General features: G+C 72.2%; 20 protein-coding genes and 1 tRNA gene. 15 read left to right on the top strand and 6 right to left on the bottom strand.

Going from position 1 to position 24287, the window contains the following annotated elements:
• Positions 1-63 precede the first annotated feature (63 nt).
• From DNL27_RS12175 to DNL27_RS09420, 6 genes are all read left to right on the top strand, one after another.
• Positions 64-618 (top strand): TetR family transcriptional regulator C-terminal domain-containing protein, encoded by a 555-nt coding sequence (locus DNL27_RS12175; RefSeq protein ID WP_144830887.1) that lies wholly within the window; start codon positions 64-66, stop codon positions 616-618.
• Positions 619-632: 14 nt separating this feature from the next.
• The gene (locus tag DNL27_RS09435; RefSeq protein WP_112235391.1) at positions 633-2045 is read left to right on the top strand and encodes an FAD-dependent oxidoreductase; all 1413 of its coding nucleotides are present in this window, start codon (positions 633-635) and stop codon (positions 2043-2045) included.
• Between the two features lie 73 nt (positions 2046-2118).
• A complete protein-coding gene (locus DNL27_RS09430) occupies positions 2119-2424 on the top strand; it encodes an antibiotic biosynthesis monooxygenase (RefSeq protein ID WP_112235390.1) in 306 nt (101 codons plus the stop codon).
• Between the two features lie 313 nt (positions 2425-2737).
• Positions 2738-3376, top strand: coding sequence for a diguanylate cyclase (locus DNL27_RS09425; protein WP_112235389.1), 639 nt, complete (start codon positions 2738-2740; stop codon positions 3374-3376).
• A gap of 205 nt (positions 3377-3581) precedes the next feature.
• Entirely contained in the window at positions 3582-3716 is a 135-nt protein-coding gene (locus DNL27_RS12565) for a hypothetical protein (protein WP_012398798.1), read from the top strand.
• Positions 3713-4621 (top strand): GTP-binding protein, encoded by a 909-nt coding sequence (locus DNL27_RS09420; protein ID WP_239494325.1) that lies wholly within the window; start codon positions 3713-3715, stop codon positions 4619-4621. Before DNL27_RS12565 ends, DNL27_RS09420 begins: the two co-directional genes overlap by 4 nt.
• A 9-nt stretch (positions 4622-4630) precedes the next feature.
• Here the strand turns inward: DNL27_RS09420 and DNL27_RS09415 are convergent, their stop codons facing one another.
• Positions 4631-6496 carry an ABC-F family ATP-binding cassette domain-containing protein gene (locus DNL27_RS09415; RefSeq protein ID WP_112235813.1) on the bottom strand — a complete coding sequence of 622 codons (1866 nt, stop codon included), beginning with the start codon at positions 6494-6496 and terminating at the stop codon, positions 4631-4633.
• Positions 6497-6623: 127 nt separating this feature from the next.
• Between DNL27_RS09415 and DNL27_RS09410 the strand changes: the two genes are divergently transcribed.
• From DNL27_RS09410 to DNL27_RS09395, 4 genes are all read left to right on the top strand, one after another.
• Positions 6624-7352: a hypothetical protein gene (locus DNL27_RS09410; protein WP_112235388.1), complete on the top strand. Its 729-nt coding sequence runs from the start codon at positions 6624-6626 to the stop codon at positions 7350-7352.
• Positions 7353-7425: 73 nt separating this feature from the next.
• Positions 7426-7497: transfer RNA gene (locus DNL27_RS09405), tRNA-Gln, on the top strand.
• Positions 7498-7639: 142 nt separating this feature from the next.
• Entirely contained in the window at positions 7640-9037 is a 1398-nt protein-coding gene (gene glmU, locus DNL27_RS09400) for a bifunctional UDP-N-acetylglucosamine diphosphorylase/glucosamine-1-phosphate N-acetyltransferase GlmU (RefSeq protein WP_239494489.1), read from the top strand.
• 54 nt (positions 9038-9091) lie between these two features.
• Positions 9092-10072 (top strand): ribose-phosphate diphosphokinase, encoded by a 981-nt coding sequence (locus tag DNL27_RS09395; protein ID WP_012398792.1) that lies wholly within the window; start codon positions 9092-9094, stop codon positions 10070-10072.
• 265 nt (positions 10073-10337) lie between these two features.
• On the opposite strand, the gene DNL27_RS09390 is transcribed toward DNL27_RS09395, so the two are convergent.
• Together DNL27_RS09390 and DNL27_RS09385 are read right to left on the bottom strand one after the other, a co-directional pair.
• On the bottom strand, positions 10338-11987 hold the full coding sequence (locus tag DNL27_RS09390) for a GH25 family lysozyme (protein WP_012398791.1): 1650 nt from the start codon (positions 11985-11987) through the stop codon (positions 10338-10340).
• Between the two features lie 338 nt (positions 11988-12325).
• Positions 12326-13804, bottom strand: a complete 1479-nt coding sequence (locus DNL27_RS09385) for a sugar transferase (protein ID WP_050738061.1) — start codon at positions 13802-13804, stop codon at positions 12326-12328.
• Between the two features lie 666 nt (positions 13805-14470).
• Between DNL27_RS09385 and DNL27_RS09380 the strand changes: the two genes are divergently transcribed.
• Positions 14471-15106 carry a 50S ribosomal protein L25/general stress protein Ctc gene (locus DNL27_RS09380; RefSeq protein WP_112235386.1) on the top strand — a complete coding sequence of 212 codons (636 nt, stop codon included), beginning with the start codon at positions 14471-14473 and terminating at the stop codon, positions 15104-15106.
• 197 nt (positions 15107-15303) lie between these two features.
• Positions 15304-15891, top strand: a complete 588-nt coding sequence (pth, locus tag DNL27_RS09375; protein WP_041297389.1) for an aminoacyl-tRNA hydrolase — start codon at positions 15304-15306, stop codon at positions 15889-15891.
• Positions 15892-15958: 67 nt separating this feature from the next.
• Here the strand turns inward: pth and nhaA are convergent, their stop codons facing one another.
• Positions 15959-17254 carry a Na+/H+ antiporter NhaA gene (gene nhaA, locus DNL27_RS09370; RefSeq protein WP_112235385.1) on the bottom strand — a complete coding sequence of 432 codons (1296 nt, stop codon included), beginning with the start codon at positions 17252-17254 and terminating at the stop codon, positions 15959-15961.
• 112 nt (positions 17255-17366) lie between these two features.
• Positions 17367-17867 carry a DUF2505 domain-containing protein gene (locus DNL27_RS09365; RefSeq protein ID WP_012398785.1) on the bottom strand — a complete coding sequence of 167 codons (501 nt, stop codon included), beginning with the start codon at positions 17865-17867 and terminating at the stop codon, positions 17367-17369.
• 379 nt (positions 17868-18246) lie between these two features.
• On the opposite strand from DNL27_RS09365, the gene DNL27_RS09360 reads away from it, so the two are divergent.
• The 3 genes from DNL27_RS09360 (at position 18247) to DNL27_RS09350 (ending at position 23181) form a co-directional block, all read left to right on the top strand.
• On the top strand, positions 18247-19698 hold the full coding sequence (locus DNL27_RS09360) for a glycosyltransferase (protein ID WP_112235384.1): 1452 nt from the start codon (positions 18247-18249) through the stop codon (positions 19696-19698).
• Between the two features lie 74 nt (positions 19699-19772).
• Complete coding sequence (locus DNL27_RS09355) at positions 19773-21635, top strand: hypothetical protein (RefSeq protein ID WP_239494323.1); 1863 nt, start codon at positions 19773-19775, stop codon at positions 21633-21635.
• A gap of 7 nt (positions 21636-21642) precedes the next feature.
• Complete coding sequence (locus DNL27_RS09350) at positions 21643-23181, top strand: lipopolysaccharide biosynthesis protein (RefSeq protein WP_112235383.1); 1539 nt, start codon at positions 21643-21645, stop codon at positions 23179-23181.
• On the opposite strand, the gene DNL27_RS09345 is transcribed toward DNL27_RS09350, so the two are convergent.
• Complete coding sequence (locus DNL27_RS09345; protein ID WP_112235382.1) at positions 23154-24239, bottom strand: glycosyltransferase; 1086 nt, start codon at positions 24237-24239, stop codon at positions 23154-23156. The genes DNL27_RS09350 and DNL27_RS09345 overlap by 28 nt on opposite strands.
• Positions 24240-24287 lie beyond the last annotated feature (48 nt).

The following is a 24287-nucleotide window of genomic DNA, read 5'->3' as shown; positions in this document are numbered from 1 at the left end:
CGGCTCGGCCGCGCCCAGCGGCATCAGCAGATCCGGGATGCCGCCGCATCCCAGGCGTTGCGGGTGGGACTTCAACAACTCACGCATCGCGGCATCGCCTCCGAGCTGGGCGTCACGCACGCGCTGGTGGTTCACTACGAACCCGACATGGCGGCGTTGAGGGCGCACGTGTGCCACGCGCTGTTGCAAGAGGAGTTCCTCCAGACATCCCGCTGCCTTGAGGGGATCGCAGACGCCGTGGACGGGGTGAGGACTCTGATCGGGCTCATGAGCAGCCCGCGCCGGGCGGCACACGCGGCGATCTGGCTGGACGGTTGGAGTCTGGGTCGCCACCACCCCGGTACGGCAGAGGTGGTGCGCACCATGATGCGACGCTGGGAGGACCTCGTGTCTGGGCTGGTGTCCCGTGGGGTCTCGTCCGGCGAGTTCGCGGATGTTGACGCTCGCGCCTGCGCGTGGGAGGCAATCGCACTGCTCGACGGGCTCAACGCACACATGCTGGTGGGATACGGCCACCGCAGTGAGTATGTCGAGCGGATAGCCGTTCCGTGGGAAGCGAGGCTGGGCCTGGCGCCCGGCACGCTGTCGCCGATCCGGGAGCACGACAACAAACTATGAGACAGGAGACGTCCATGAAGGCATCATCCCACCGCCCTGCAGGCTCTCTCGGTTCTGCCGATGTGATCGTCGTGGGGGCCGGGATCTCCGGGCTCTCCGCCGCGGAACGACTGGTGGACCGCGGCCTGGACGTGCTGGTCCTGGAGGCCCGCGACCGCGTGGGCGGGCGCACGGAGGGCGGGCACTTCGCCTCGGGGACACCCATCGAGCTGGGCGGGCAGTGGGTGGGTCCCACGCAGGACGAGGTGCTGGCGCTCGCGCGGCGGCTCGGGCTGGAGACGTTCACCGTGCACGACACCGGCCGCTCGCTGCTCTTCGCGGACGGCTCCCGGCGCGAGGGCGACGACGACTCCTTCGGCCTCGGGCCCGACGCCGCCCGGGCGTTCCAGGACTTCGTGCGCCTCGTCGACACCACCGCCGCGCGCGTGGACACCGAGCAGCCGTGGCGCTCGCCGGACGCGCTCGAGCTGGACCGGGTCACGGCCGCCCAGTGGGTGGACGCGCACTGCGGGGACGACGTCGCACGCCGCTTCGCGCACACCCTGCTCGCCTCGATCTTCGCGGCCGAGAGCGACGAGTACTCCGCGCTGCACATGCTCGTCTACCTGGCCTCGGGCGGCGGGCTGCACCGCATGATGCTCACGATCGGCGGGGCCCAGGAGTCGCGGATCCTCGGCGGCACCCACCAGCTCTCCGAACGCCTCGCGCAGCGGCTGGGGGAGCGGGTGGTGCTCGGCGCGGAGGTGCTGGGGATCTCGGGGTGGGACGCGGCGTCGTCGTCCGGGCAGCCGCGGCCCGTGCGGGTGCAGACCTCGGCCGGGGACGTCCGGTGCGCGGGCGTGGTGGTGGCGCTGCCGCCGGTCATGGCGTCACGCGTGCGCTACGCACCCCCGCTGCCCGCGGGCCGGGACATCGCCCACTCCCAGATGAGCCCGGGCGCGGTGATCAAGTTCCAGGTCGAGTACGAGACGCCGTTCTGGCGGGCCGAGGGCCTCAGCGGCACCGTGCTGAGTCTGGACCACGACGTGTCCCTGGTCTACGACAACTGCGTCCCGGACTCCTCGCACGGGATCCTGGTGGCGTTCGTGGAGGGCCGCCACGCCCGCGCGTTCAACGCTCTGGACGAGGCCACCCGGCGGCAGCGGGTGCTCGAGGACCTCGGCACGTTCTTCGGGGACGCCGCCCGGCACCCCCGCGAGGTGCTGCAGCGCAACTGGTCGGAGGAGCCCTTCACGCGCGGCTGCTACGGCGGCCGGTTCGGCACGGGGCTGTGGACCACGGTGGGGGCGGAGCTCTCCCGGCCCGTGGGTCGCCTCGCGTGGGCCGGTGCGGAGACGGCCACCGTGTGGGCCGGCTACATCGACGGCGCCATCCGGGCCGGGCGTCGGGCCGCGGACGAGGCGGCCGAGGCCGTGTCCACCCGCTGAGGGCGCGGTCCCAGCCAGCGGTCACCCGGCGGTCCTACAGTGGCAGCCGTCAACCCACACACGAGGAGGCACCATGTCCGTCGTCAAGATCAACGCCATCGAGGTTCCCGAGGGCTCCGGCCAGGAGCTGGAGGCGCGCTTCGCCGCACGCAGGCACTCGGTGGACGGCGAGCCCGGTTTCGAGGGCTTCCAGCTGCTGCGCCCCGTGGCGGGGGATAACCGCTACTACGTGGTGACCACGTGGGCCACGCAGGAGGACTTCGAGGCGTGGCGGGACGGCAGCGCGAAGGCCGCCCACGCCGGCGGCGACCGCAAGCCGGTGGCCACCGGGGCCTCGCTGCTCGAGTTCGAGGTCGTGGACCTCGGCGCGGCGGACTGAGTCCGCGGCACGCCGCCGCACCGGCCGGGCCCGTGCCCGGCCGGTGACGACCGGGCTGCGGCTCTGCCGGCGAGTGTCCCCGGCGGGGCACGCGCCACCGGCCGACCCGCAGCCGCCACCGGGCCCGGCTCCACGCGCTGCCTGGATCCGACTCGCGCACCCATCCCGGACCGGCCCGCACCCGGGTTGCGGCCCGCCCCTCGGACGGGCCCGGGGCTGGCCCGCGGGCGGGGCCGCGCGCGAGAATGAACGGGTCACGCCACGGACGCCGGAGGGCCGGGTCCGTGGGACCGAACCGCAGAGGAGCGCCACCATGACAGACGCCGTTGCCGGGATCGCCGTACCGAACACCGCACTGACCCGGGACGTCACCGAGTACGTCCGGGACACCGAGGACGACCTGCTCTACCACCACTCCCGCCGCGTCTACTTCTTCGGGGCGCTGCTGGGGCAGGTGCAGGAGCTGAGCGTGGACCACGAGCTGCTGTACGCCGGGGCCATGTTCCACGACCGCGGCCTCACCGAGGATCACAAGGGCTCCACCCTGCGCTTCGAGGTGGACGGTGCCAACGAGGTCTTCGAGTTCCTCATGAAGCGCGGGGCCTCCTACGAGCGGGCGCACACCGCGTGGTTGGGCATTGCGCTGCACACCACCCCGGGCGTCCCCGAGTTCATGGCGCCTGAGGTGGCGCTGGTGAGCGCCGGCGTGGAGACGGACGTGCTGGGCATGCACTTCGACCAGCTCACCGACGCCCAGCGCCGGGCGGTGGTGGACGCCCACCCCCGCCCGGACTTCAAGAACCGCATCCTCCGGGCCTTCCACCATGGCATGGAGCACCGTCCGGGCTCCACGTTCGGCACCATGAACGCCGACGTGCTGGCCCACTTCGACCCCTCGTTCGAGCGGGACGACTTCGTGGAGGTCATCCGGACCAACGACTGGAGCGAGTGAGCCGTCACGCTCCCCGGACCCTGTCGCGGCCCCGCTCGGAACGCTCCGAGCGGGGCCGCGACTGTCCCTGGGCCTCCCGGCACGGCATAACGAGAACCGTTACATTTGGTCCGCACGTCCTCGACCACCCGGCTCCGGGGGGGGCGCCCTCGGGTGCGACGGCTGCGCACGGGCTGCTGCACCCAGCACAACCCAGGGAGGCCCCATGGAACCGGTCGACGTCGTAGCAGTGGTGGGCAGCTGCGCCCCGGAGCGCTCTCGGTTCGCCCGCGAGCTGGCCCGGTGCACCGGTCGCATGCTCGTGCCCGCCCCGCGGGTGGGGCTCTGCCCGGACCCGTGACCGAGGCCGTCTCGTTCGTTCCGTGGTGCACCCGGGGAGCGGGGGCGCTCGTGGAGTTCCCGGAGCACACGGACGTGACAGAGCTGATCGGGGTCGGTGCCGCGCCCGGCTCGGGGCTCACCCTGCGGGAGGTGGTGTGCGTGGTGGACGCGGCCCACCTGATCGCGGACCTGCACCGTACGGACTACGTGATCCACCCGGCGAGCCACCCCGCCCACTGGCCCCACACGGCCCGCGCGCTGCTCACCGTCATGGGAATCGAGTTCGCCTCCACCGTGGTGCTCGTGAACTGGGAGCCGTTGAACACCCCCGAGCTCTCCAGCGTGATGGGCCTCGTCAACCACCTCAGTCCCCGGGCGCGGCTGCGGCTGCACCACGGGGACCAGGACCCGTGGCTGCACGCGGCACCCGCCACCGACGCCGGGTACGACGTCGCCCAGGAGCGCTCGGGGTGGGTCACCCTGCTCAACGGGGAGCACGATCCCTGGGTCACGGATCCCCACGTGAGCTCGCTGCGCTACGAGAACGTCCGCCCCCTGCACCCGCAGCGGCTCGGGGACCTGCTCGACCACCGGATCGAGACGGGCGAGTTCGGCACCGTGCTGCGCTCCGCCGGGTTCTGCCGCCTGGCCACCCGCTCGCACGTGATCGCGCAGTGGAACCACGTGGGCCGGATGATCTGCCTCTCACCGCTCGCGCGCGACGAGGACATGGGGGAGCGGGACGAGCTGCTGGCCCTGGGTCAGGACCTCGGGATCATCGGACTGGATCTGGACGTCCCGGCGCTGCGCCGCGCGTTCGACGACGCTGCGCTCACGGACGACGAGCTCGCGGGGGGTCCTGCGGCGTGGTCGCAGTTCCACGACCCGTTCCCCGCCCGGCCCACGGCCGACCGCGCGGACTGAACCCGGAAGCTACTCGAGCGCCTCGCCGAGCTCGAGCCAGCGCAGCTCCAGCTCGTCGATCTCGTCCTGCAGCGCCGTCTTCTGCGCCGCGAGCTTGCCGAGGCCCTCGAAGTCGGAGGGGTCCGCGGCGGCCATGGTGTCGTCCAGGCCGGCCACCTCCTTCTGCAGCTTCTGCAGCTTGCGCTCGACGGCGCCCAGTTCCTTCTGCGCCGCGCGGGCCTCCGCGCCGCCCAGGGCGGGCCTGCCCGCGGGCCGGGACGCGGCGTCGTCGCCCGCAGGACCGGACGCCGCGGAGGACGCGCCGCCCGCGAGCGGGTTGGACGCCCCTGCCGAGCCCGCGGCGGAGCCCGAGGCCGCCGCGGAGGACAGCGCGAGGTACTCGCCCACCCCGCCGGGCAGGTGCCGGAAGCGGCCGTCTATCACCGCGTACTGCTGGTCGGTCACGCGCTCCAGCAGGTAGCGGTCGTGGGAGACCACCAGCAGCGTGCCGGGCCACGTGTCCAGGAGGTCCTCCATGGCGGCGAGCATGTCCGTGTCCAGGTCGTTGGAGGGTTCGTCCAGGATCAGCACGTTGGGCTCGTCCAGCAGGATCAGCAGCAGCTGCAGGCGCCGCTTCTGGCCACCGGAGAGGTCCTTGACCGGGGTCTTCAGCTGCGCGGAGGTGAAGCCGAGCCGTTCGAGCAGCTGCGTGGGCGTCATCTCCTTGCCGCCGGTCAGGTACGAGGTCTTCTTCTGCGCCACCACGTCCGATACACGGTCCTGCGCGACGTCCTTGAGTTCGTCCAGCTGCTGCGTGAGCGTGGCGATCTTCACGGTCTTCCCGCGCTTGACCCGACCGGACGTGGGCTGCACGTCCCCGGTGACCAGGCCCAGCAGGGTGGACTTGCCCGCGCCGTTGACGCCCAGGATGCCGGTGCGCTCGCCGGGGGCGATGAGCCACGTGACGTCCTCCAGCACACGGGTGGTGCCGGAGCCGTCCGCGGCGGGGAAGGAGACCGAGACGTCCTCGATGTCCACCACGTCCTTGCCCAGCCGGGACACGGCCATCCGGGACAGGGAGACGGTGTCCCGCGGCGGGGGCACGTCCTCGATCAGGGTGTTCGCGGCCTCGATGCGGAACTTCGGCTTGGACGTGCGTGCCGGGGCGCCGCGGCGCAGCCACGCGAGCTCCTTGCGCATGAGGTTCTGGCGCTTCTGCTCCACCACGGCGGCCTGGCGGTCCCGCTCCACGCGCTGCAGCACGTACGCGGCGTACCCGCCCTCGAAGGGCTCGACGACGCGGTCGTGCACCTCCCACGTGTCCGTGCAGACCGCGTCCAGGAACCAGCGGTCGTGGGTCACCACGGCCAGGGCGCCGGAGTTCTTCGACCACCGGCTGTTCAGGTGCTTGGCGAGCCACGTGATGCCGTCCACGTCCAGGTGGTTGGTGGGCTCGTCCAGGAAGATCACGTCCCAGTCCCCGGTGAGCAGGCTCGCGAGCGCCACGCGGCGCCGCTGCCCGCCGGAGAGCTGGCCCACGGGGGTGTCCCAGTCCACGTCCGAGACCAGGCCCCCCACCACGTCCCGCACCTTCGGGTCCGCGGCCCACACGTAGTCCGGGACGTCCCCCACCACGGCGTGGCCCACGGTCTGGTCCGGGTCCAGGGTGTCCGCCTGGTCGAGCATGCCCACGGTGGTGCCCGAGCGCACGGTCACGCGACCCGAGTCCGGCGGGATCCGACCGGCGAGCAGCCGCATGAGCGTGGACTTGCCGTCCCCGTTGCGGCCCACGATGCCGATTCTGTCGCCCTCGTCGATCCCCACGGTGACCGCGTCGAACACGGTCTTGGTGGGGTACTCGAGATGGATGTTTTCTCCGCCGATCAGATGAGCCACCCGCACAGGATACAAGCGCGCGGCAGGCCCCCGGGCGGCGTCGTGGGCCGGAGGCACGCACCGCGGACCGCACGACGCCGCCGCCCGGCGCAGCGGATCCCCGGCCACCCGTGGGAGACTGGCCGGTATGCAGGAGACAGGTGTGGGCCGGCAGGATCCGGGAACCGTGCTGGACAAGCCCCAGGACCTCGCGGGCGCGGTGGCGCGGGTGCGCGAGGCGCCCGGCCCGGTCGAGATCACGATCGGCGCCGACCGCCCCGTGGGATCCCACATGGGATCGCGTGTGCGCCGCCAGGCCGCCCAGACGCTGCGCGAGGCCGGGGCGGAGCCGCTGCTGCTGCGCGCGCCGGTGTCCGTGGACGAGGACATCCCGGACGAGGGCGTGCTCGCCGCGGTGGACGACGCCCTGGAGCTGTGCCGCGGGGTGGACGCCGGGATGCTCGTGCTCGCGCTCGGGGGAGTGTCCCACCGCGGGCGGCAGCGGCAGCGGCTGTACTCGATGCTCGCGGCGCTCGCGGAGGCCGCCTCGCACCACCGGGTCCGGCTCATGGTGCAGAACAGCACATCCGTGGACGAGGTGCTCATGCTGCTCGCGCTGCTGGACCGGGAGTTCGAGCAGGGCTCCCTGGACGTCGCCTCCCCGGACACCACCTCCCTGGCCTGGGACGTGTCCCGTTCGCGTGCCGCGGGCCAGGACGACGACGCCGCCTGGCACCACGTGCGCCGCGCGGCGGACCGCGCCCCGATCCTCGTGCGCGGCATCACGCAGCGGGACGAGTCGGGCCTGCTGAGGACCCTTCCGGGCTACGCCGAGGGGCGCTCCGCGGGCCGGATTCTGGCCGTGCTGACGCGCTGAGGGCAGGTGCTAGAGTGAATTTTCGTGCGTCCTCACACGCACATCCCCTGTTGGCGCCCGCGGGTGGCAACGCTCCGCCATGGTGTAATTGGCAGCACACCGGCCTTTGGAGCCGTGAGTCTAGGTTCGAGTCCTAGTGGCGGAACGAACGACACATCGAGGCGCAGATGGCACCCACCGCCTCACGAGCACCCAGAGGAGCCTGCTCCGTGAGCACCGCTGACACCGCCGCCGCCGGGGAGAACCCCGCCGCGATCATCGTCCTGGCCGCGGGCCAGGGAACCCGCATGAAGTCTCGGACCCCCAAGATCCTGCACGAGATCGGCGGGCGCTCCATGCTCGCGCACGCGCTGAAGGTGGCCGGTGAGCTGCGGCCCGAGCGCATCGTGGCCGTGGTCCGGCACCAGCGGGACCTCGTGGCGCAGCACATCGCGGACGTGGCCCCGGGCGTGCTCACCGCGGACCAGTCGGACGTGCCCGGCACGGGCTCCGCCGTGGACGCGGGGCTCGAGGTGCTCGACGCCGAGACCCCCGTGAGCGGCACCGTGCTGGTGACCTACGGGGACGTCCCGCTGCTCACCGCCGAGACCCTGCGCGCGTTCGTGGCCCACCACACCGGGCAGGGCAACGCCGTCACGGTGCTCACCGCGGACCACCCGGAGCCCGGCAAGTACGGCCGCATCCTGCGGGACGGCGAGGGCCGGTTCACGGAGATCAAGGAGTTCAAGGACGCCACCGAGGACGAGCGCGCGGTCACCGAGGTCAACTCCGGGATCTTCGCGTTCGACGCCGCGGTGCTGCGGGACGCGCTGTCCCGCGTGGACACCGACAACGCCCAGGCCGAGAAGTACCTCACCGACGTCCCCCGACTGGCCCGCGAGGCGGGGCACCGCGTGGACGCCCTGAAGATGGCCGACTACATGGAGCTCGAGGGCGCCAACGACCGCGTGCAGCTCGCGGCGCTCGGCCGCTACCTCAACCAGCGCACGCTGGAGACCCACATGCGCAACGGGGTGACCGTCGTGGACCCGGCCACCACCTGGATCGACGACACCGTGGAGCTCGAGGCGGACTCCACCGTGCTGCCCGGCACCCAGCTGCACGGCAGCACCCGGGTGGGGGAGGGCGCCGTCGTGGGCCCGGACACCACGCTGACCAACGTGACCGTGGGCCGCGGGGCCACCGTGGTCCGCACGCACGGCAGCGACTCCGAGCTGGGCGCGGGGGCCTCCGTGGGCCCGTTCGCCTACCTGCGCCCGGGCACGGTGCTGGGCGAGGACGCCAAGATCGGCACTTTCGTGGAGACCAAGAAGTCCACGATCGGGCGCGGCTCCAAGGTCCCCCACCTGTCCTACGTGGGGGACGCGACCATCGGGGAGAACTCCAACATCGGCGCGGCCTCCGTGTTCGTGAACTACGACGGCGTCAACAAGCACCGCACGGTGATCGGCAACGACGTCCGCATGGGCTCCGACAACATGTACGTGGCACCGGTGACCGTGGGGGACGGCGCCTACTCCGGTGCCGGCACCACGGTGCGCAAGGACGTCCCCGCTGGCGCCCTGGTGCTCACCGAGGGCAGGCAGGTCATCGTGGAGGGGTGGGTGCAGCAGCACCGCCCCGGAACGGCCGCGGCCCGTGCGGCGGAGGCCGCCCAAGACTCTGAGCGCGAGGGCGACGCCTGAGCAGGGCGCACCGCGAGCAGTGACCCAGCAGGAATCCTAGGAAAGCGAGTCCACATGACCGGCATCACCAACACGGGTTCGAACCGCATGGTTCTGCTCTCGGGTCGGGCGCACCCCGAGCTCGCGGAGAACATCGCGCGGGAACTGGGCACCGAGCTAGTGCCCACGGACGCCTACGACTTCGCCAACGGCGAGACGTACGTGCGCTTCGGGGAGTCCGTGCGCGGTGCGGACGCGTTCCTCATCCAGTCCCACCCCGCGCCCATCAACCAGTGGCTGATGGAGCAGCTCATCATGCTGGACTCCCTCAAGCGGGCCTCCGCCAAGTCCATCACCGTGGTGAGCCCGTTCTATCCGTACGCGCGCCAGGACAAGAAGCACCGCGGCCGTGAGCCCATCTCTGCCCGCCTGATCGCGGACCTCTACAAGACCGCGGGCGCGGACCGGCTGATGTCCGTGGACCTGCACACCGCTCAGATCCAGGGCTTCTTCGACGGCCCCGTGGACCACCTCATGGCCATCCCGCTGCTCAGCGACTACGTGCGCTCCGTGGTGGACGTGGACAACGTCACGGTGGTCTCCCCGGACACGGGCCGCGTGCGCGTGGCCGAGCAGTGGGCCGAGCGCCTGGGCGGTGCGCCGCTGGCGTTCGTGCACAAGACCCGTGACATCACCGTGCCCAACCAGGCGGTGTCCAAGGAGGTCGTGGGCAACATCCAGGGCCGCACGTGCGTGCTGATCGACGACATGATCGACACCGGCGGGACCATCACCGGTGCCGTCCAGGTCCTCAAGGACCAGGGCGCCAAGAACGTGATCATCGCGGCCACCCACGCCGTGTTCTCCGGCCCCGCCGTGGAGCGGCTCTCCACGTGCGGAGCGGACGAGGTGGTGGTCACCGACACCCTGCCCGTGCCCCCGGAGAACCAGTTCGAGAACCTCCGGGTGCTCTCGATCGCCCCGCTGATCGCCCGCGCCATCCAGGAGGTCTTCGAGGACGGCTCGGTCACGAGCCTCTTCAACGGCCGCTCCTGATCCGCACCCCCGTTCCGGGCCCCGCCCGGAACGCGCAGAGCCGCCCGTGTGTTCGCACGCGGGCGGCTCGTGCATTCGCAGGACTCGGTGAGCGGGCCGGGGCCCCCGGTGGGGCTCCGCAGGCCGGGACTCGGTGGTCGTGACCGGTGGGCGGGGTGCGATGCCGTACCGGGGTGGCCCTCAGCGGATTGGGCCGGGGCATGAGACGCAGCAGCGGTCCGGGTGTCCCGGACCGCTGCCGACCGCGAGTCTCACGGCGCGGGGCTCACAGGGGGAGCACCCTCACCTGGCCGGTCTTGGAGTTGTATCCGATCATGTATCCCCTGGAGAACGTCTGCCGGATCTCGTCCCCTCGTCGGTACTCGTCCGTGGTGGGGAAGCCGAGGCCGCGTTCCATGCCCGCCTGCGACCAGCGCTTGCCGATGGCGCCGAACTCCTTGACGGCGTGCGGGCCGTGCTGCGGGGTCCACATGACCTTGGTGGTCTGGCCCGAGGGGGTGCGGAACACCTGGTAGGCACCGCCCGGCACGCTTCGCTCCTCGGTGATGGGGAAGCCGTATCCCCGCTCCCGGCCCGCGGAGATGAACTTGCCGCCGATGCTGCTGGTGTTGCGCAGCATGTGGGCGCCGGTGGCCGGATGCCAGTAGGCCGTGGCGGGGACACCGTTGCGGGAGAACTGCTGGTACACGCCGCCGTACGCAGCGGCCTTCTCGGCGGAGACGGGCTGACCCCACCGTGCCGCGCCCCCGGTCTTGTTGTAGATGCTGGCGATACCGCCCCGCACCGAGTAGCCGGAGGCACGGCCACCGAGCGGCGCATAGGAGGACGAGGCCGCGAAGGACTGGAACTGGGCCCAGGAGCCGCCGTAGACGTTGGAGTCCCCGGAGAACGGCCCGTTGTCAGTGAACTGCCACAGGTCGTGACGGGACCAGCCGTTGGGCATGTACGCCGGGTAGGCCACCCCGTAGGAGGCCAGGTGCAGCGGGTGGTTGTTGAACTGGGCCGTGTTGCCCGTGCACGTGGCCCACCAGTCGGCGGTGGTGTAGATGGCGGGCAGCCGGCCCGTGCGCTGCCGGTAGCGGTCCGAGAAGGACTTGATCCACCCGTTCATCTGGGCCGCGGACATGTTGTAGCACGTGTCGCCCAGGGTCGGGTAGGGGTTGTACTCGATGTCCAGCAGGCCGGGCAGGGTGCGGCCGTCCGCGGACCAGCCGCCGCCGCTGTTCACGAAGAAGTCCGCCTGCGCGGCACCGGTGGTCTGGCTGGGCAGGGCGAAGTGGTAGGCGCCGCGGTTCATGCCCACGGCGTATGAGCCGGTGTACTGGTCGTTGAACGCCTCGGAGCGGTAGCCGATGCCCTCGCTGGCCTTGACGTAGGCGAAGCGTGCGCCGTTGGCGTACTCGGCGCTCCAGTTGATGGCGGGCTGCCAGCCGGAGACGTCCATGCCGGCGATGCCCGCGGGGCGCCAGGAGCCGGCGCGGATCGCGAGCGACATCGAACCCGCCGGGCCGATGCCCGCGGCCGCCGTCGGGGAGGGGGCGGAGCCCTTCGCGCCGGAGGTCCCCTTCGAGGGGGTGGCACCGGTTGGGGCCGCGCCGCCCAGGACGGACTTCTCGACCTTCTCGAGCGCTTTCTCGGAGGCGGGGGAGAGCTTGGTGGTGTCCGCCATGGACTTGAACTTCTGCCCCATGGTGGCGCCGGGGTTCTTGTCGCCGGTGCGGGGCGGGGCCTTGGGCAGCTCCGGGTCCTGGACGACCGTGGCGAGCTCCTTGGTCTCCACGGAGACCACGTCGCCCTTGGACGGGTTGAGGTTCTGGTGGGGTTCATCGGCCGCGGTGGCCGGCAGGAGGGTGGTGAGCACGAGTGCGGCGGCGGTCACGGCCGCGGGCAGCACGGTTTTTCGGGGGGAGGTCATAGGCCTTGCCTTACTGCGTGGGGAAAGCCGCTCGGCACGGGGGAAGGCGAGCAGGCTGGGGGGAACGCCCTAAGGAGTGTAAATCTTCACACGCAGATTTGAGGTATCTCACACGTGGCGCCGGGTCCCCGGGGGTGTCGTCCGCGCCCGAGGACGACGCCGCGGCCGCCCGTCCGTGCCGACGCCACGTCGTCACCGGGGCGGTCCAGGGCGGCCCGGTGGACGCGGTGAGAACCGAGCGGCGCCGGGCCACCCGGCGACGGCGGGCGCCCGTCAGCCGGCGCGGTCGGCACGCGCAGACGGCACGTGGCGGCCGCAGGTGACGTCAGCGGGTGCCGTCAGTAGGCGCCGTCGGAGGCGAAGACCGCCCGCACGGTGCGCAGCATGATCACCATGTCCTGGACGGGGGACCAGTTCTCCACGTAGTAGAGGTCCAGGCGCACGGTCTGGTTCCAGTCCAGGTTGGACCGCCCCGAGACCTGCCACAGGCCCGTGATCCCGGGCCGCACGCGCAGCCGGCGGTAGACGTGCTGCTCGTACTTGTCCACCTCGCTGGCCAGCGGCGGGCGCGGCCCCACGAGGGACATGGTGCCGTTGAGCACGTTGATGAACTGGGGCAGCTCGTCGAGGCTGTAGCGACGCATCCACTTGCCCGGCGCGGTCACGCGTGGGTCGTCCTTCATCTTGAACAGCACGCCGCCGTCGGACTCGTTGGCGGCCAGCAGGGCGGCCTTGCGCTCCTCGGCGTCCGTGTACATGGAGCGGAACTTGAGCATCCGGAACCGGGTGCCGTCGATGCCCACGCGCTCCTGGGCGAAGAACGCGGGCCCGCCGTCGTGCGCCTTGACCAGGATGCCGAGCACGAGCAGCAGCGGGGACAGGACGATCAGTGCCGTGAGCGAGCCGACGATGTCGATGCAGCGCTTGACGATCTTCTTTGCGCGCGTGAAACGGGGGGTGGCCACGTGGATCAGGGGCAGCCCGGCCAGCTGCTGGGTGTGGATGCGGGGCCCGGCCACGTCGGTCAGCCCGGTGTTCATGACCAGCCGGATGCGCTCGTCCGCGAGCGCCCAGCCCAGGTGGCGGATCTCGGTGGTGCTCAGCGGCACGGCGGCCGCCATCACGAGGGTCTCGACGTCGTGCTCCCGGCACGCCTGAACGATGCCCTGGACGCTCGGGCGCTCCTGCGGAGCCAGGGCGTTGGCCGGCAGCCGGACGTCCCGGAGGGAGCGGGGCAGCTCGTGGTGCGAGGCGGGCATGTACACGGCCACGGGGTCGAAACCTGCATCGGGGCGGCTCTGCAGCTCGCCCACGAGCTCCACGGCGCCCGGGAAACGGCCCACCACCATGGTCCGGGACATGTTCAGCCCCTGCGCCCGGCGGCGCATCAGCTGGTGCCGGGCCCACATCCGTCCAGCGAGCAGCGTGATGGTGCCCGCGGGCAGCGCGATCAGGATGTAGCCGCGGGCGGTGGGCACGTTCAGGGCGTAGGAGGCGATGGCAATGGCTGCAAACAGCGTGAGGGACGCGGTGACCAGCTGCTTGGCCTCTTCCACGCCGTTGCCGATCAGACGCACCTCGCGCGTGCCGCGCAGCTCGAGCCACGCCCACCACACGACCGCGAGCACGAGGCCCACGAGCCAGTACGGGACGGGCAGCTCGTCCACCTGCAGCAGCCCCTGCAGCCACCCGAAGCGCAGTGCCTGGGCCGCGGCCAGGGCGAGCAGCAGAGTCAGGGCGTCGTAGACCCGCAGCTCCCGCTGGTAGCTCTCGCGCCAGGACAGGTGCTTGTGCTTGTGACTAGCCTTCTGGAACACGGTCGACGAACCTTCCCCCACAAACCGTTCGACGGCGAGACGCCCCACGCGCTCGCTTGGGTGCGAGGACCGAGACAGAGGCGGTCGCCGCACCACGGTGTTCATCTCCCCCGAGATTTACGCCCGCTAACCACCAAAGATACCCCTTCACCAGGCCGAACACCCTGCGATTTCATGAATCAGTACAGATGTGTGGACAGGTGACGGGCCCGTCGGCGCGCCTCCGTGGCCCGGTTGGGGGTCACATGTCACCCGCTCGGGTGACCGGGGCGTCGGGCCCGGACGGCACCCCGCGTGCTCCGGACCGCTCGCGGGCCGCGGGCATCCCGCCTGTCGATCCGCGCGACGACGACGCCATCCCGCCGGACGCGTGCGAGTGCCCCGTTCCGGGCCCGGCCGCCGCCCCACCCCGGAGCCGATGGTGCCCACCGTGTTATCCTGTGCGGGTTGCCAAGGCGAGGGGGCGGCGCTGCCGCCCCGTTATCGACGACGGCCTGTGGATCCTTCCGGTCCTCCGCACCCGGTGCACACCTCCCGGGCGGTGGACCCACCGGGTGCCGCACCACGTCGGTCGGAGAGCGTCCGTCGGCGAGGTGCCTCCCGCACCGCGTCGACGCGGACGGTCTGACGGTAACCAACCAGACCCACGATCGAAGGAGCACCACCATGGTGGACGTCATCACCATTCCCGCGACCCTGCGCACCGAGTTCGGCAAGGGCTACGCCCGCCGCGTGCGCGCCAACGACAAGATCCCCGCCGTGATCTACGGCCACGGCGCCGAGCCGCTGCACGTGATCCTGCCCGGCCACGAGATGATGCTGGCCTCCCGCAACTCGAACGCCGTGCTCGACATCAACGTGGACGGCGAGGGCCACCTGGCCATGATCAAGGAGGTGCAGCGCCACGCGGTGCGCCCCGAGATCCTCCACATCGACCTGCTGACCGTGCGCCGCGGCGAGCGCGTCGAGGTCGAGATCCCCGTGCACGTGGAGGGCGAGGTCGCACCGACCGCCATCCACAACGTCGAGGAGAACGTCCTGGTCGTCGAGGCCGACGCCCTGAAGGTTCCCGAGTACCTGACGGTGGACATCACGGACCTCGAGGTCGGCGAGCACGTCTACGCCAAGGACGTCACCCTTCCGGGCAACGTCACGCTCGTGTCCGACCCCGAGCTGCTGGTCGTCAACGTCTCCGAGCCGGTCGAGCAGGACCTCGGCGAGGAGTCCGAGACCGAGGAGGAGGGCGCCGAGGGCGAGAAGCCCGCGGAGTCCACCGGGGAGGAGTCCGGCGACGACGAGTGATCGCCGGGCCCTGAGCGTGCCGTGAACGGCGCGCAGGCCTCAACGACGGCGGCGGGCGCCCTGGGTGCCCGCCGCCGTCGTCGTCCCACGGGAGCCGCGCGCGGCCCCGGAGAACCCCGAGTGGCCCGCGCCGGAGCGCGCCGGGAACCGGAACGCCCGTGCCGGGAACGGCCGGGCACCAGGAACAGGAGCAGGACATGACGGATCGGACCCTCGTGGTGGGTCTCGGCAACCCGGGGGGCCGGTACGCGGGGACCCGCCACAACATCGGCGCCGTGGTGGTCGCGGAGCTCGCGGCCCGGGCCGGGGCGCGGCTGTCCGCCCACCGGGCACGCGCGGCCGTGGCGGAGACCCGGATGCGCCCGGGGGCTCCCCGGCTCGTGCTGGCGCAGCCGCTGAGCTACATGAACGTCTCGGGAGGGCCGGTGAGCGCCCTGGCGAAGTACTACTCCCTGGGGCTCGCCGACCTCGTGGTGGTCCACGACGACATCGACCTCCCGTTCGGCGCCGTCAAGCTCAAGCGCGGCGGCGGGGAGGGCGGCCACAACGGGCTCCGGGACATCACCAAGGCCATGGGCGGGAAGGACTACGTCCGGGTGCGCGTGGGCGTGGGCCGGCCCCCCGGGCGCATGGACACCGCGGACTACGTGCTCAAGCGCTTCTCGGGCGCGGAGGCCAAGGAGCTGCCGCTGCTGGTCTCCGACGCCGCCGACGCCGTGGAGATGCTCACGGAGCAGGACCTCACGGCGGCACAGCAGCACTTCCACCCGCGCAACCCCGCCTGAGACGAGCAGCGCCCCTTCCCGTGGGAAGGGGCGCTGCGTGCACCGGGGGCCGTGCGGCGTCGTCGGCTCAGTCGAGGGTGTCGGGATCGTGACCGGCGGCGCGCATGGCCTTGTACCTGCGGTTGCGCGGGGCGATCAGGGCGGCCCCCACGAGAGCCGCGAGCAGGGAGCCGCACAGGATGCCCACCTTGGCGTGGTCGCTGTGGGGGCTGCCCTCGCCGAAGCTCAGCTCCGCGACCAGCAGGGACACGGTGAAGCCGATGCCGGCCACCACGGCCATGCCGAGCATGTCGAACCAGGTGTAGTCGTGGTCCTTCTGCGCGGACGTGAAGCGGTCCATGAGCCACGCGGCGCCGAAGATGCCGATGGGCTTGCCCAGCAGCAGGCCCGCAACGATGCCCAGCGCCACCGGGTCCGTGGCGGCCGAGGTGATGCCATCCCAGCCGCCCACGGCCACGCCGGCGGAGAAGAATGCGAACACGGGGATCACCAGGCCGTTGGACAGCGGCCGGAAGCGGTGCTCCAGGGCCGGCGCCAGACCCATGCGCGGGTCCTCCGCGCGGATGATGCGCGGCTCCTGCTTGAGCACCGGCACCATGAAGCCCAGCAGCACGCCGGCGATGGTCGCATGGATCCCGGACTCGTACACGAGCCACCAGGTGACCACGCCGATGGGAAGCAGGATGACCCACGCGGCCCAGTGCTGGGCCATGAACCAGCCCATGTACTTGTGGGTCAGGAACCAGAACAGGGCGAGCATCACGGCGGCGCCGCCGAGGAACGGGAACTGGACGCTGTCGGTGTAGACGAACGCGATGATGGCGATCGCGATGAGGTCGTCCACCACGGCCAGCGTGAGCAGGAACGTGCGCATGGCCACGGGCAGGGACGAGCCCACCACGGCCAGCACGGAGACCGCGAAGGCGATGTCTGTGGCCGTGGGGATCGCCCAGCCGTGCAGCGCGGTGGGCTCACCACCGGCGGCCAGGTTGACGCCCAGGAAGATCAGCGCGGGCACCAGCACACCGCCGGCTGCGGCGACCACAGGGAGGATGGCCTTGCGGATGTTGTGCAGCTCGCCGTCCACGAACTCGGCCTTGAGCTCGAGGCCCGTGAGGAAGAAGAACACCGCGAGCAGCCCGTCCGAGGCCCAGTGGCCCACGGTGTGCTGCAGCCCGGCGACGCTGCCGGGGCCCACCTCGGCGTCGCGCAGTCCGAAGTAGACCTCGCTCCAGGGCGAGTTGGCCACCACGATGGCCAGGACCATCGCGAGGAGCAGGAGGAGTCCGCCCGTGGTGTCCTTGCGGAGGAAGGTGGTGATGGGTCCGCCGGATTCGGAGGACGTCTGAGTGTCGGTGCTCACGTCGAGGTGCTCCCAGCACGCGGCCCCGCCTCGGGGCCGCGATCGTCGTGTCGGATGGGAGATGGCCGGGCGGCTGCGAGGAGCCGCCCGGCCATCCGTGGAGGTGCGGGGCTCAGTGCCGGGAGATCCAGGCCTCGGCCTGGCGGGCCTGCAGGGTCAGGGCCTTGCCGATGTAGGGCTCCGCGGCGGCGGCGATCTTCTTGCCGACGAGCGGGATGTTGGCCTGCACCTCACCGGTGACGTCCACGGAGGTCTCCTGCTCGCCCAGCGGCTTGACCTGCTGGGTGGCGGTGGCGCCCACGGGCAGCCCCGCGGCCTTGATCTCGGTGCGCACCGCGCGGGAGCCGTCCGCGGCGGGGGCGTCGTAGGTGTCCACCTGGGTGAGCTTGACGCCGTTCTTCACGAACTTCTTCACGGCGTCCGGCAGCTTGTCCGCACCCATGCTGCGCACGGTGGTGGCGGTGAACGCGGTGGAGGTGTCCCCGTTGACCTCGAAGGACTCGAACTGGGTGCCGGCGAGCTCGCTGACGTGGCGCACGAAGGCCTCGTCCACGAAGGTCTTCATGACGGTGTCCACGGGGGCCTTGATGGTGGTGGAAGCGTTGACGGACATGGTGCTCCTTGCTGGATCGGTAGCGGTTCGTCGGTTCGCACGCCCCTGGGCGGCGGCGCGGGTGCTGCACCCATCCTAGCCGTGGGCGCGGTGGCCGAGCGGCCCGCTCCGCCCGGGGCCCGACGCCGCACGGCTCGCCGCGGGTCTCCCGGCGCACCACGTCGCGGGGCGCGGTGTCCGCCAAAGAGCGGGCAGGAAGCCGGCCCTCGGAGGCATTCGCGGGCCGCGCGGCTCTCTAGACTGAGTTCCGGCCTCCGCAGCGTAGCCGCAGGTGGGCCTTGCAAGGGCGGGATGGGGATCCCGCACCGCGCGCGACGACGCGTGCTTCTTCACGGCGTTCCGCGCATGCTCGCGCGGGCGCGCAGCCATCGGGGGATGAATGTATCTGCACAACCAGCGTACGTCCGGTCCACGATCGGACAGTGCCCTCGCGCACCCGGGCACCGAGGTGCCCGTGGCGGCGTCGTCCCACGCGCAGCAGCCGGACGAGGGAGGGCGGCACCGGCCCGTGGTGCTGCACGTGGTGGAGGCCTTCGGGGGTGGGGTCGCCGCGGCGGTGCGCGACTACGCCCGCGCCACCCCGGAGTGCGAGCACCACCTGCTGTGCCACCTGCGACCCGAGGCCGTGAACCTCGAGGCCAGCTGGGACGCGGACTTCAGCTCCGTGCGCACCCTGCCTGGCGGGCACCTGGCCAACATCAAGGCCACGCGCTGGGCCATCCGCGAGGTCAGGCCGGACGTGGTCCACTCCCACTCCAGCTACGCCGGGGTCTACGCGCGCCTGGCGGTGGGCCACCTGCCGCGCCGCCGCAACGACACCCTCTCCCCGCTCAACGCCCCCGGCGCCCCGACCACCCGCGCCGAGCGTCACGGGGACCTGCTCGGGCGCGCCGAGCTCGCGCCGTCGGGCCGCGGGGAGGCGCAGGACGCCGCGCACGACGCCGCCCGCGCACCCCTGGTGGCTCCGGCGCGGTCCCGGGGCGCCGGGGCACGCGTGCCCGCGCCCGTGGACCGGGCGCTGCGCGAGCTCGCGAGCAACAGGTACCTGGACCTGTCCCTGTCCCGCATCAAGCAGGTGTACACGCCGCACGCGTGGTCCTTCTCACGCCTGGACCGCTCCCGGTTCACGCGGCTGGGCTACTGGGTGCTGGAGGGGGTGCTGGCCGCGCGCACGGACGTGCTCGCGGGATGCTCCAAGGCCGAGAACAACGTGGCCCACTGGGGTCCGATCTCCCCGCACACGGTGTACGTGCCCAACATCGCGCACTCGTACGGGGAGCCGAAGCCCCACCCCGAGCCGGGCGAGCCGCTCGTGCTCGCGGGTGCGGGACGGCTCGCGGCGCAGAAGGACCCTGTGTTCTTCGTGCGCACCGTCGAGGCCATCCGCGCGGCCGGGCACCGCGTGGCGCCCCTGTGGATCGGTGGCGGGGACGGGGACGTGGAGCAGCTGCTGCGGGAGCACGGCGTGGAGGTCACCGGCTGGGTGGGCCACGACGAGGTCCGGGAGCACCTGCGGCGCGCGGACGTCTACCTGCACACGGCGCGCTGGGAGGGGTTCCCCATCACCGTGCTGGAGGCCGCGCTCAACGACATCCCGGTGATCGTGCGCCGGATCAGGGTCTTCGACGACGCCGGGCTGCCGGTGGTCGTGGACTCGCCGGAGGACGTCGCGCGGCGCTGGGAGGAGATCACGGACGAGCGCGCACGGGAGGAGGTCTCCGCGTGGGCACGCAGGGCGCTGTGGGAGAACTGCTACGCGGTGCAGCGCCGCAGGCTCGGGGAGATCTACGGGGTGCGGGTTCCACTCGTGGAGCCCGCGGACGCCCGCTGAACGCAGGGAACAGAACGCGGTGGGCGCACGAGGGCGGCCACCGGAGCACAGGGGAGAGACCGGGGGAGAAGACCATGACCACGACGACGACCACGAGCCGGACCGGGGCGCCGCCGAGCACACGGGCCACCGCCGCGCCGGCGGGGATCCGGGGCGCCGGGATGTGGACCGGCACGGGTGACCGTGCCACGTTCACGTGGCTGCACACGCCGGAGAACGGCAGGACCAGGGGGCTGGTGGTGGTGGCACCTCCCGTGGGCCGGGAGCACGTGCAGGGCTACCGCGCGGTGCGCCAGCTGGCCATGCTGCTGGCCGGGGCGGGCTACTGCGTGGCCCGGGTGAGCTACCGCGGCGTGGGGGACTCCCACGCCCTGCGCCCCGAGGACGAGCTGCTCGAGCAATGGCGCGGCGACGTGCTGGCCGCGGCTCGGCAGGCCCGGGAAGTGTGCGGGATCGAGCAGCTGCCCGTCTACGGCATCGGCTACCGCGTGGGGGCGGGGCTGCTGGTGGGGATCGCGGAGCACTTCGACCACGTGATCGCGTGGGAGCCCGTGAGCGGCGCCACATTCGTCAAGCAGTGGTCCCGGCTGCGCCGCGCCACCCTGCCCGAGATTCCCGTGGGGGAGGGCGTGGACCTCATGGGGCTGTGGCTCACGAACAAGCAGGCCCGTGAGCTGTCCTCGCTGCCGGACCCCCGCAGACTCGCCGAGCTGCCGGAGCACGTGCGGATCCACCGCGAGGCGGACCAGCCGCGCGCCAAGGTGATGTACGGCGTGGAGTCCCTGGACGTGCGCGTGCACTACGACGTCCTGGAGGACCTGCTGTGGAGCCTGCCCCGCTCGGAGCTCGTGCCGTTCACCGGTGCGGGCCGTGGGCCGCAACGGAACCTGTTCCACTCCCCGGACGGGGTGGCGTGCGCCGAGGAGATCGTCTCCGTGGACCCGCCGGGGTACCCCGGGGTCCTCACCGGGCCGGTCGCCGCCGAGGACGCGCCGGTCGGCCCGTGGCCCGGCAAGCCCGTGACGTTCTTCGCCCCGGGCGCCTCGGAGCCGCGGGACGGCTCGGCCCTGTGGTCGGAGACCGCCCGGCGCCTCGCGGGCCAGGGAGTCGTGAGCCTGCGCGCGGACCGGGACGGTGCGGGGGACCGCGCCCTGCTGTGGGAGGACCGCGATCCCAACCCCTACCGCACCCTCAACGCCCAGGCGCTGCGCGAGCAGGCCGGGTGGCTCGCGGCCACCTTCCCCGCGGACGTGGTGGCCACGGTGCTGTGCTCCGGTGCGTGGGCGGCGCTGCGGGCCGCCCGGGAGCCCGCCGGGCTGCCGGTGCAGGCCATGGTGCTCATCAACCAGAACGAGTGGCGCATGAAGCAGGCCTTCTTCGACAGCCTGCGCCCGAGCTACGACGGGGACGCCAAGCTGCGTGCCAAGGCGCAGGCCGCGTCCGCGGGCGGTCGGGGCACGCCCGGTGCGGGGCCCGCGGACGGCGGCGCAGCGGCATCGTGCGGGCGCTCGGAGCGTCCCGGGTGCGCGGCCGTGGGACGGCTCGGTGGCGGTGCTCGCGAGGCCGTCGCCGGGGCGCGGGAGTGGGCCGTCGAACGGGTCGCTGACGCCAAGCAGGCCGGTTCGCACGCGCTGCGGCGCCACGCCCCAGAGCCCGTGTGGAACCTCATGGCGCGCAACCCGTCCGCGTCCATCCCCGACCACGTGCTGGCGCGCGCGAGCGAGGGCCGTTCCGTGACGCTGCTCGTGGGCCCCCAGGACGACGAGCGCTACCGGGAGACCACCGCGGATCGCGCGGTGGCGAGACTGCAACGGCGCGGCCGCGAGATCCACGAGCGCTTCGTGCCGGACGTGGACCACTCCGTGCTCTCCCGCACCGCCCGCACCGTGATCGCACGTCAGCTCGACGACATCTTCGCCCAGTGGAAGGCCCAGTAACCCCGCCATGCCAGACAGCCCCGCTGCCCCGGCGCCCCGGACCGACACGTCCCGCGTGGGCACCAACATCCTGTGGAACTACGTCTCGGGATTCACGAGCGTCTTCGGACTGCTCCTGCTCTACCCCTTCGCGATCGCGATCGTGGGCGCGGAGTCCTACGGTCTGTGGGTCATCGCCTTCAGCGCCATCCAGCTGCTGACCATGTCCGACTTCGGCCTCGGCACAGGGATCGTGCGCACGCTCACCGACATTCCCGACGACGCCGCCCACCGGCGCAGGCGCGAGAGTTTCGTGGCCGTGTCCTTCGGTGTGTTCCTGGTGCTCGCCGTGGTGCTCACGGGCCTCTACTTCGCGGTGTTCCCGTGGTACCTGGGCACCGTGGCCGTTCCCGAGCGGGACCGCCACGCCGTGGTGCCCCTGCTGGTGGCCGCGGGGATCACCCTGTTCGTCTCCGTGCTGGGACGCGCGTGCAACTCGGTGCTGTGGGCCCTGAACCGTCCGGACATCGAGCGCAAGGCCGCGGTGGTCTCCATCCTGGGCCGCGCCGCCGGATACGCGCTGCTGATCCCGCTGCACGGCGGGCTCATCGCCCTGGTGCTCGTGGAGTGCGCGTCCCTGCTGCTGCCGCCGCTGGTGTGCTTCGTGGCGGTGCACCGCCGCTTCGGGTTCGTGCGCCCGCTGCCCGGCGCGTGGCGCGACGAGGGCCGCCCGCTGCTGCGGATGTCCTCCGTGCTATCGATCGGCTCGCTGTCCCTGCTGGGCGTCTACCAGCTACCGCTGTTCATCGTGGGCCCCACCCTGGGGCTGCAGGCCGCCACGGCCTTCGGTGCCCTCATGCGCGTGAGCCAGAGCGCGCGGCTCGTGGTCAGCTGGATCGCCATGCCGTTCGCGTACCCCATCAAGAAGGCCCGCAGTGCCGAGGCCGGTGAGCACATCCGGGTGGCCATGACCGTGTCCCTGCTGGTGGGGCTCATGATCAGCATCCCCCTGGCCGCCATCCCCACCGAGCTGCTCACCGTGTGGCTCGGCACCAAGATGGCCTTCGCGGCACCCGCGCTCGCGGTGGTCGTGCTCGGGGTGCTCGCGGAGTCCCTGGGGCAGGTGCCCAACCTGGTGATGACGCTGCGCGGCAGCCCCCTGGTGGCCTCCCTGATCAGCCTGGGCGTGTTGGTGGTCACCCTGCCCGCGGTGTGGCTCGCGGCGCACACGGACAACCTGGAGATCGTGATGGCCGCCTCCGTCGTGCCGCTCGCGCTCGCGGTGCCCGTGCAGCTGTTCTTCAGCGAGCGCGCGGAGCCCAGCGGGACCCGCGCGGCGCACGTGCGCACCTGGGTGCTCATGGTGCTCGCGGCGGCCCTGGGAGCCGGCGCCTTCACTGTGGCCGGCCGCGTGCTGCCGGACACCGTGACCATTGCGGTGTGCGCGGTGCTGCTGGGGGCCGTGTTCGTGCTGGCGTTCCGCAGGATCCGGCGCCGGGACCAGGAGCTCAACCGCGCGGACGCGCAGCGCGCTCAGGATCAGGACCCGGCGGTGAGCTCCACGTAGAGCTCGCGGTAGCGGCGCGCGGTGCCGCGGATGTCGAACTCGTCCCGGGCGCGCTGCCAGCTGAGCCGCCGCAGCCGCTCGCGCTGGGCGGGCGCCAGCTCGAGGAAGCCGTTCAGCGCCGCACCGAGCGCGGCGGGGTCGGAGACGGGCACCACGGCGGCGGGACTCACCGCCAGGACGCGGGTGTCCCCGGTGTCCGTGGTGATCACGGGAACGCCCTCGCTCATCGCCTCGATCCCCGCCATGGGCAGGGCCTCGCGGGTGCTGGAGAAGACCATGGCGTGCGAGGAGCGCAGCAGCCCGCGGACGTCCGACACGGAGCCCAGCAGCGTGACGGCGTCCGCGATGCCCAGCCGCGCCAGCTCTCCCGTGAGCTCGGTGTTGGAGGCGTCCACCAGGTGCCCCGCGCACACCAGCCGAGCCCGCGAGTGGCGTGCGTGCACCCGGGCGAACGCGGCGAAGAGCGTGGGGTGGTCCTTGGCGGGCACGTGGCGGCCCAGGTGCAGGAGCACGGGGTCCCCGTGCGGTTCGGGTGCCGGGGCCTGCGCGGTGACCGTGCCGTTGGGTAGCACCCGGATCCGGTCCCCCGGGAAGCGGTAGCCGAAGTCCACCGCGAAGTCCCTGGCCGACGGCGAGCACGCCACCACGGCGTCCAGCCGCGAGGAGGTCAGCGCGGCGATCCGCCACACCGCTGCGGCCACCCGGCTCGAGGCCAGGTTCAGGCTGGAGTGCAGGGTGGAGACCCGCGCCGCGCCGTGCGGGGTGAGGGCATTGACGAGGTCCGACTGCTGCAGGTGCGAGTGCACCACGTCGATGCCGTGGCGCCGCACCAGGGAGCGCACCGCGCGGGCCGCCCGGACCGGGAGGACGTCCCGTCGGGTCATCCCCGCGTACGTGGTGCTCGTGGCGGCGGCCTCGAGCCGGGGGGAGAGCGCACCGGGCCCGAGCAGCACCAGCAGGTGGGCCTCGTCCCCGTCTTGTCGGGCGAGCAGCAGCTGCTCGATGAGGGTCTGGGCGCCGCCGGTCTCGGCGTCGTTGACGATGTGGAGAACTCGCACGGGGCGGGCCTTTCTGCGTGGCGTGGACGGCGTGCGGGGAGCACCCCC

The organism is Kocuria sp. BT304 (genome assembly GCF_003290245.1).
Lineage (GTDB): Bacteria > Actinomycetota > Actinomycetes > Actinomycetales > Micrococcaceae > Kocuria > Kocuria rhizophila_A.
The sequence above is the reverse complement of the archived record's forward strand: the minus strand, read 5'-3'. Positions and strand labels throughout refer to the sequence as shown.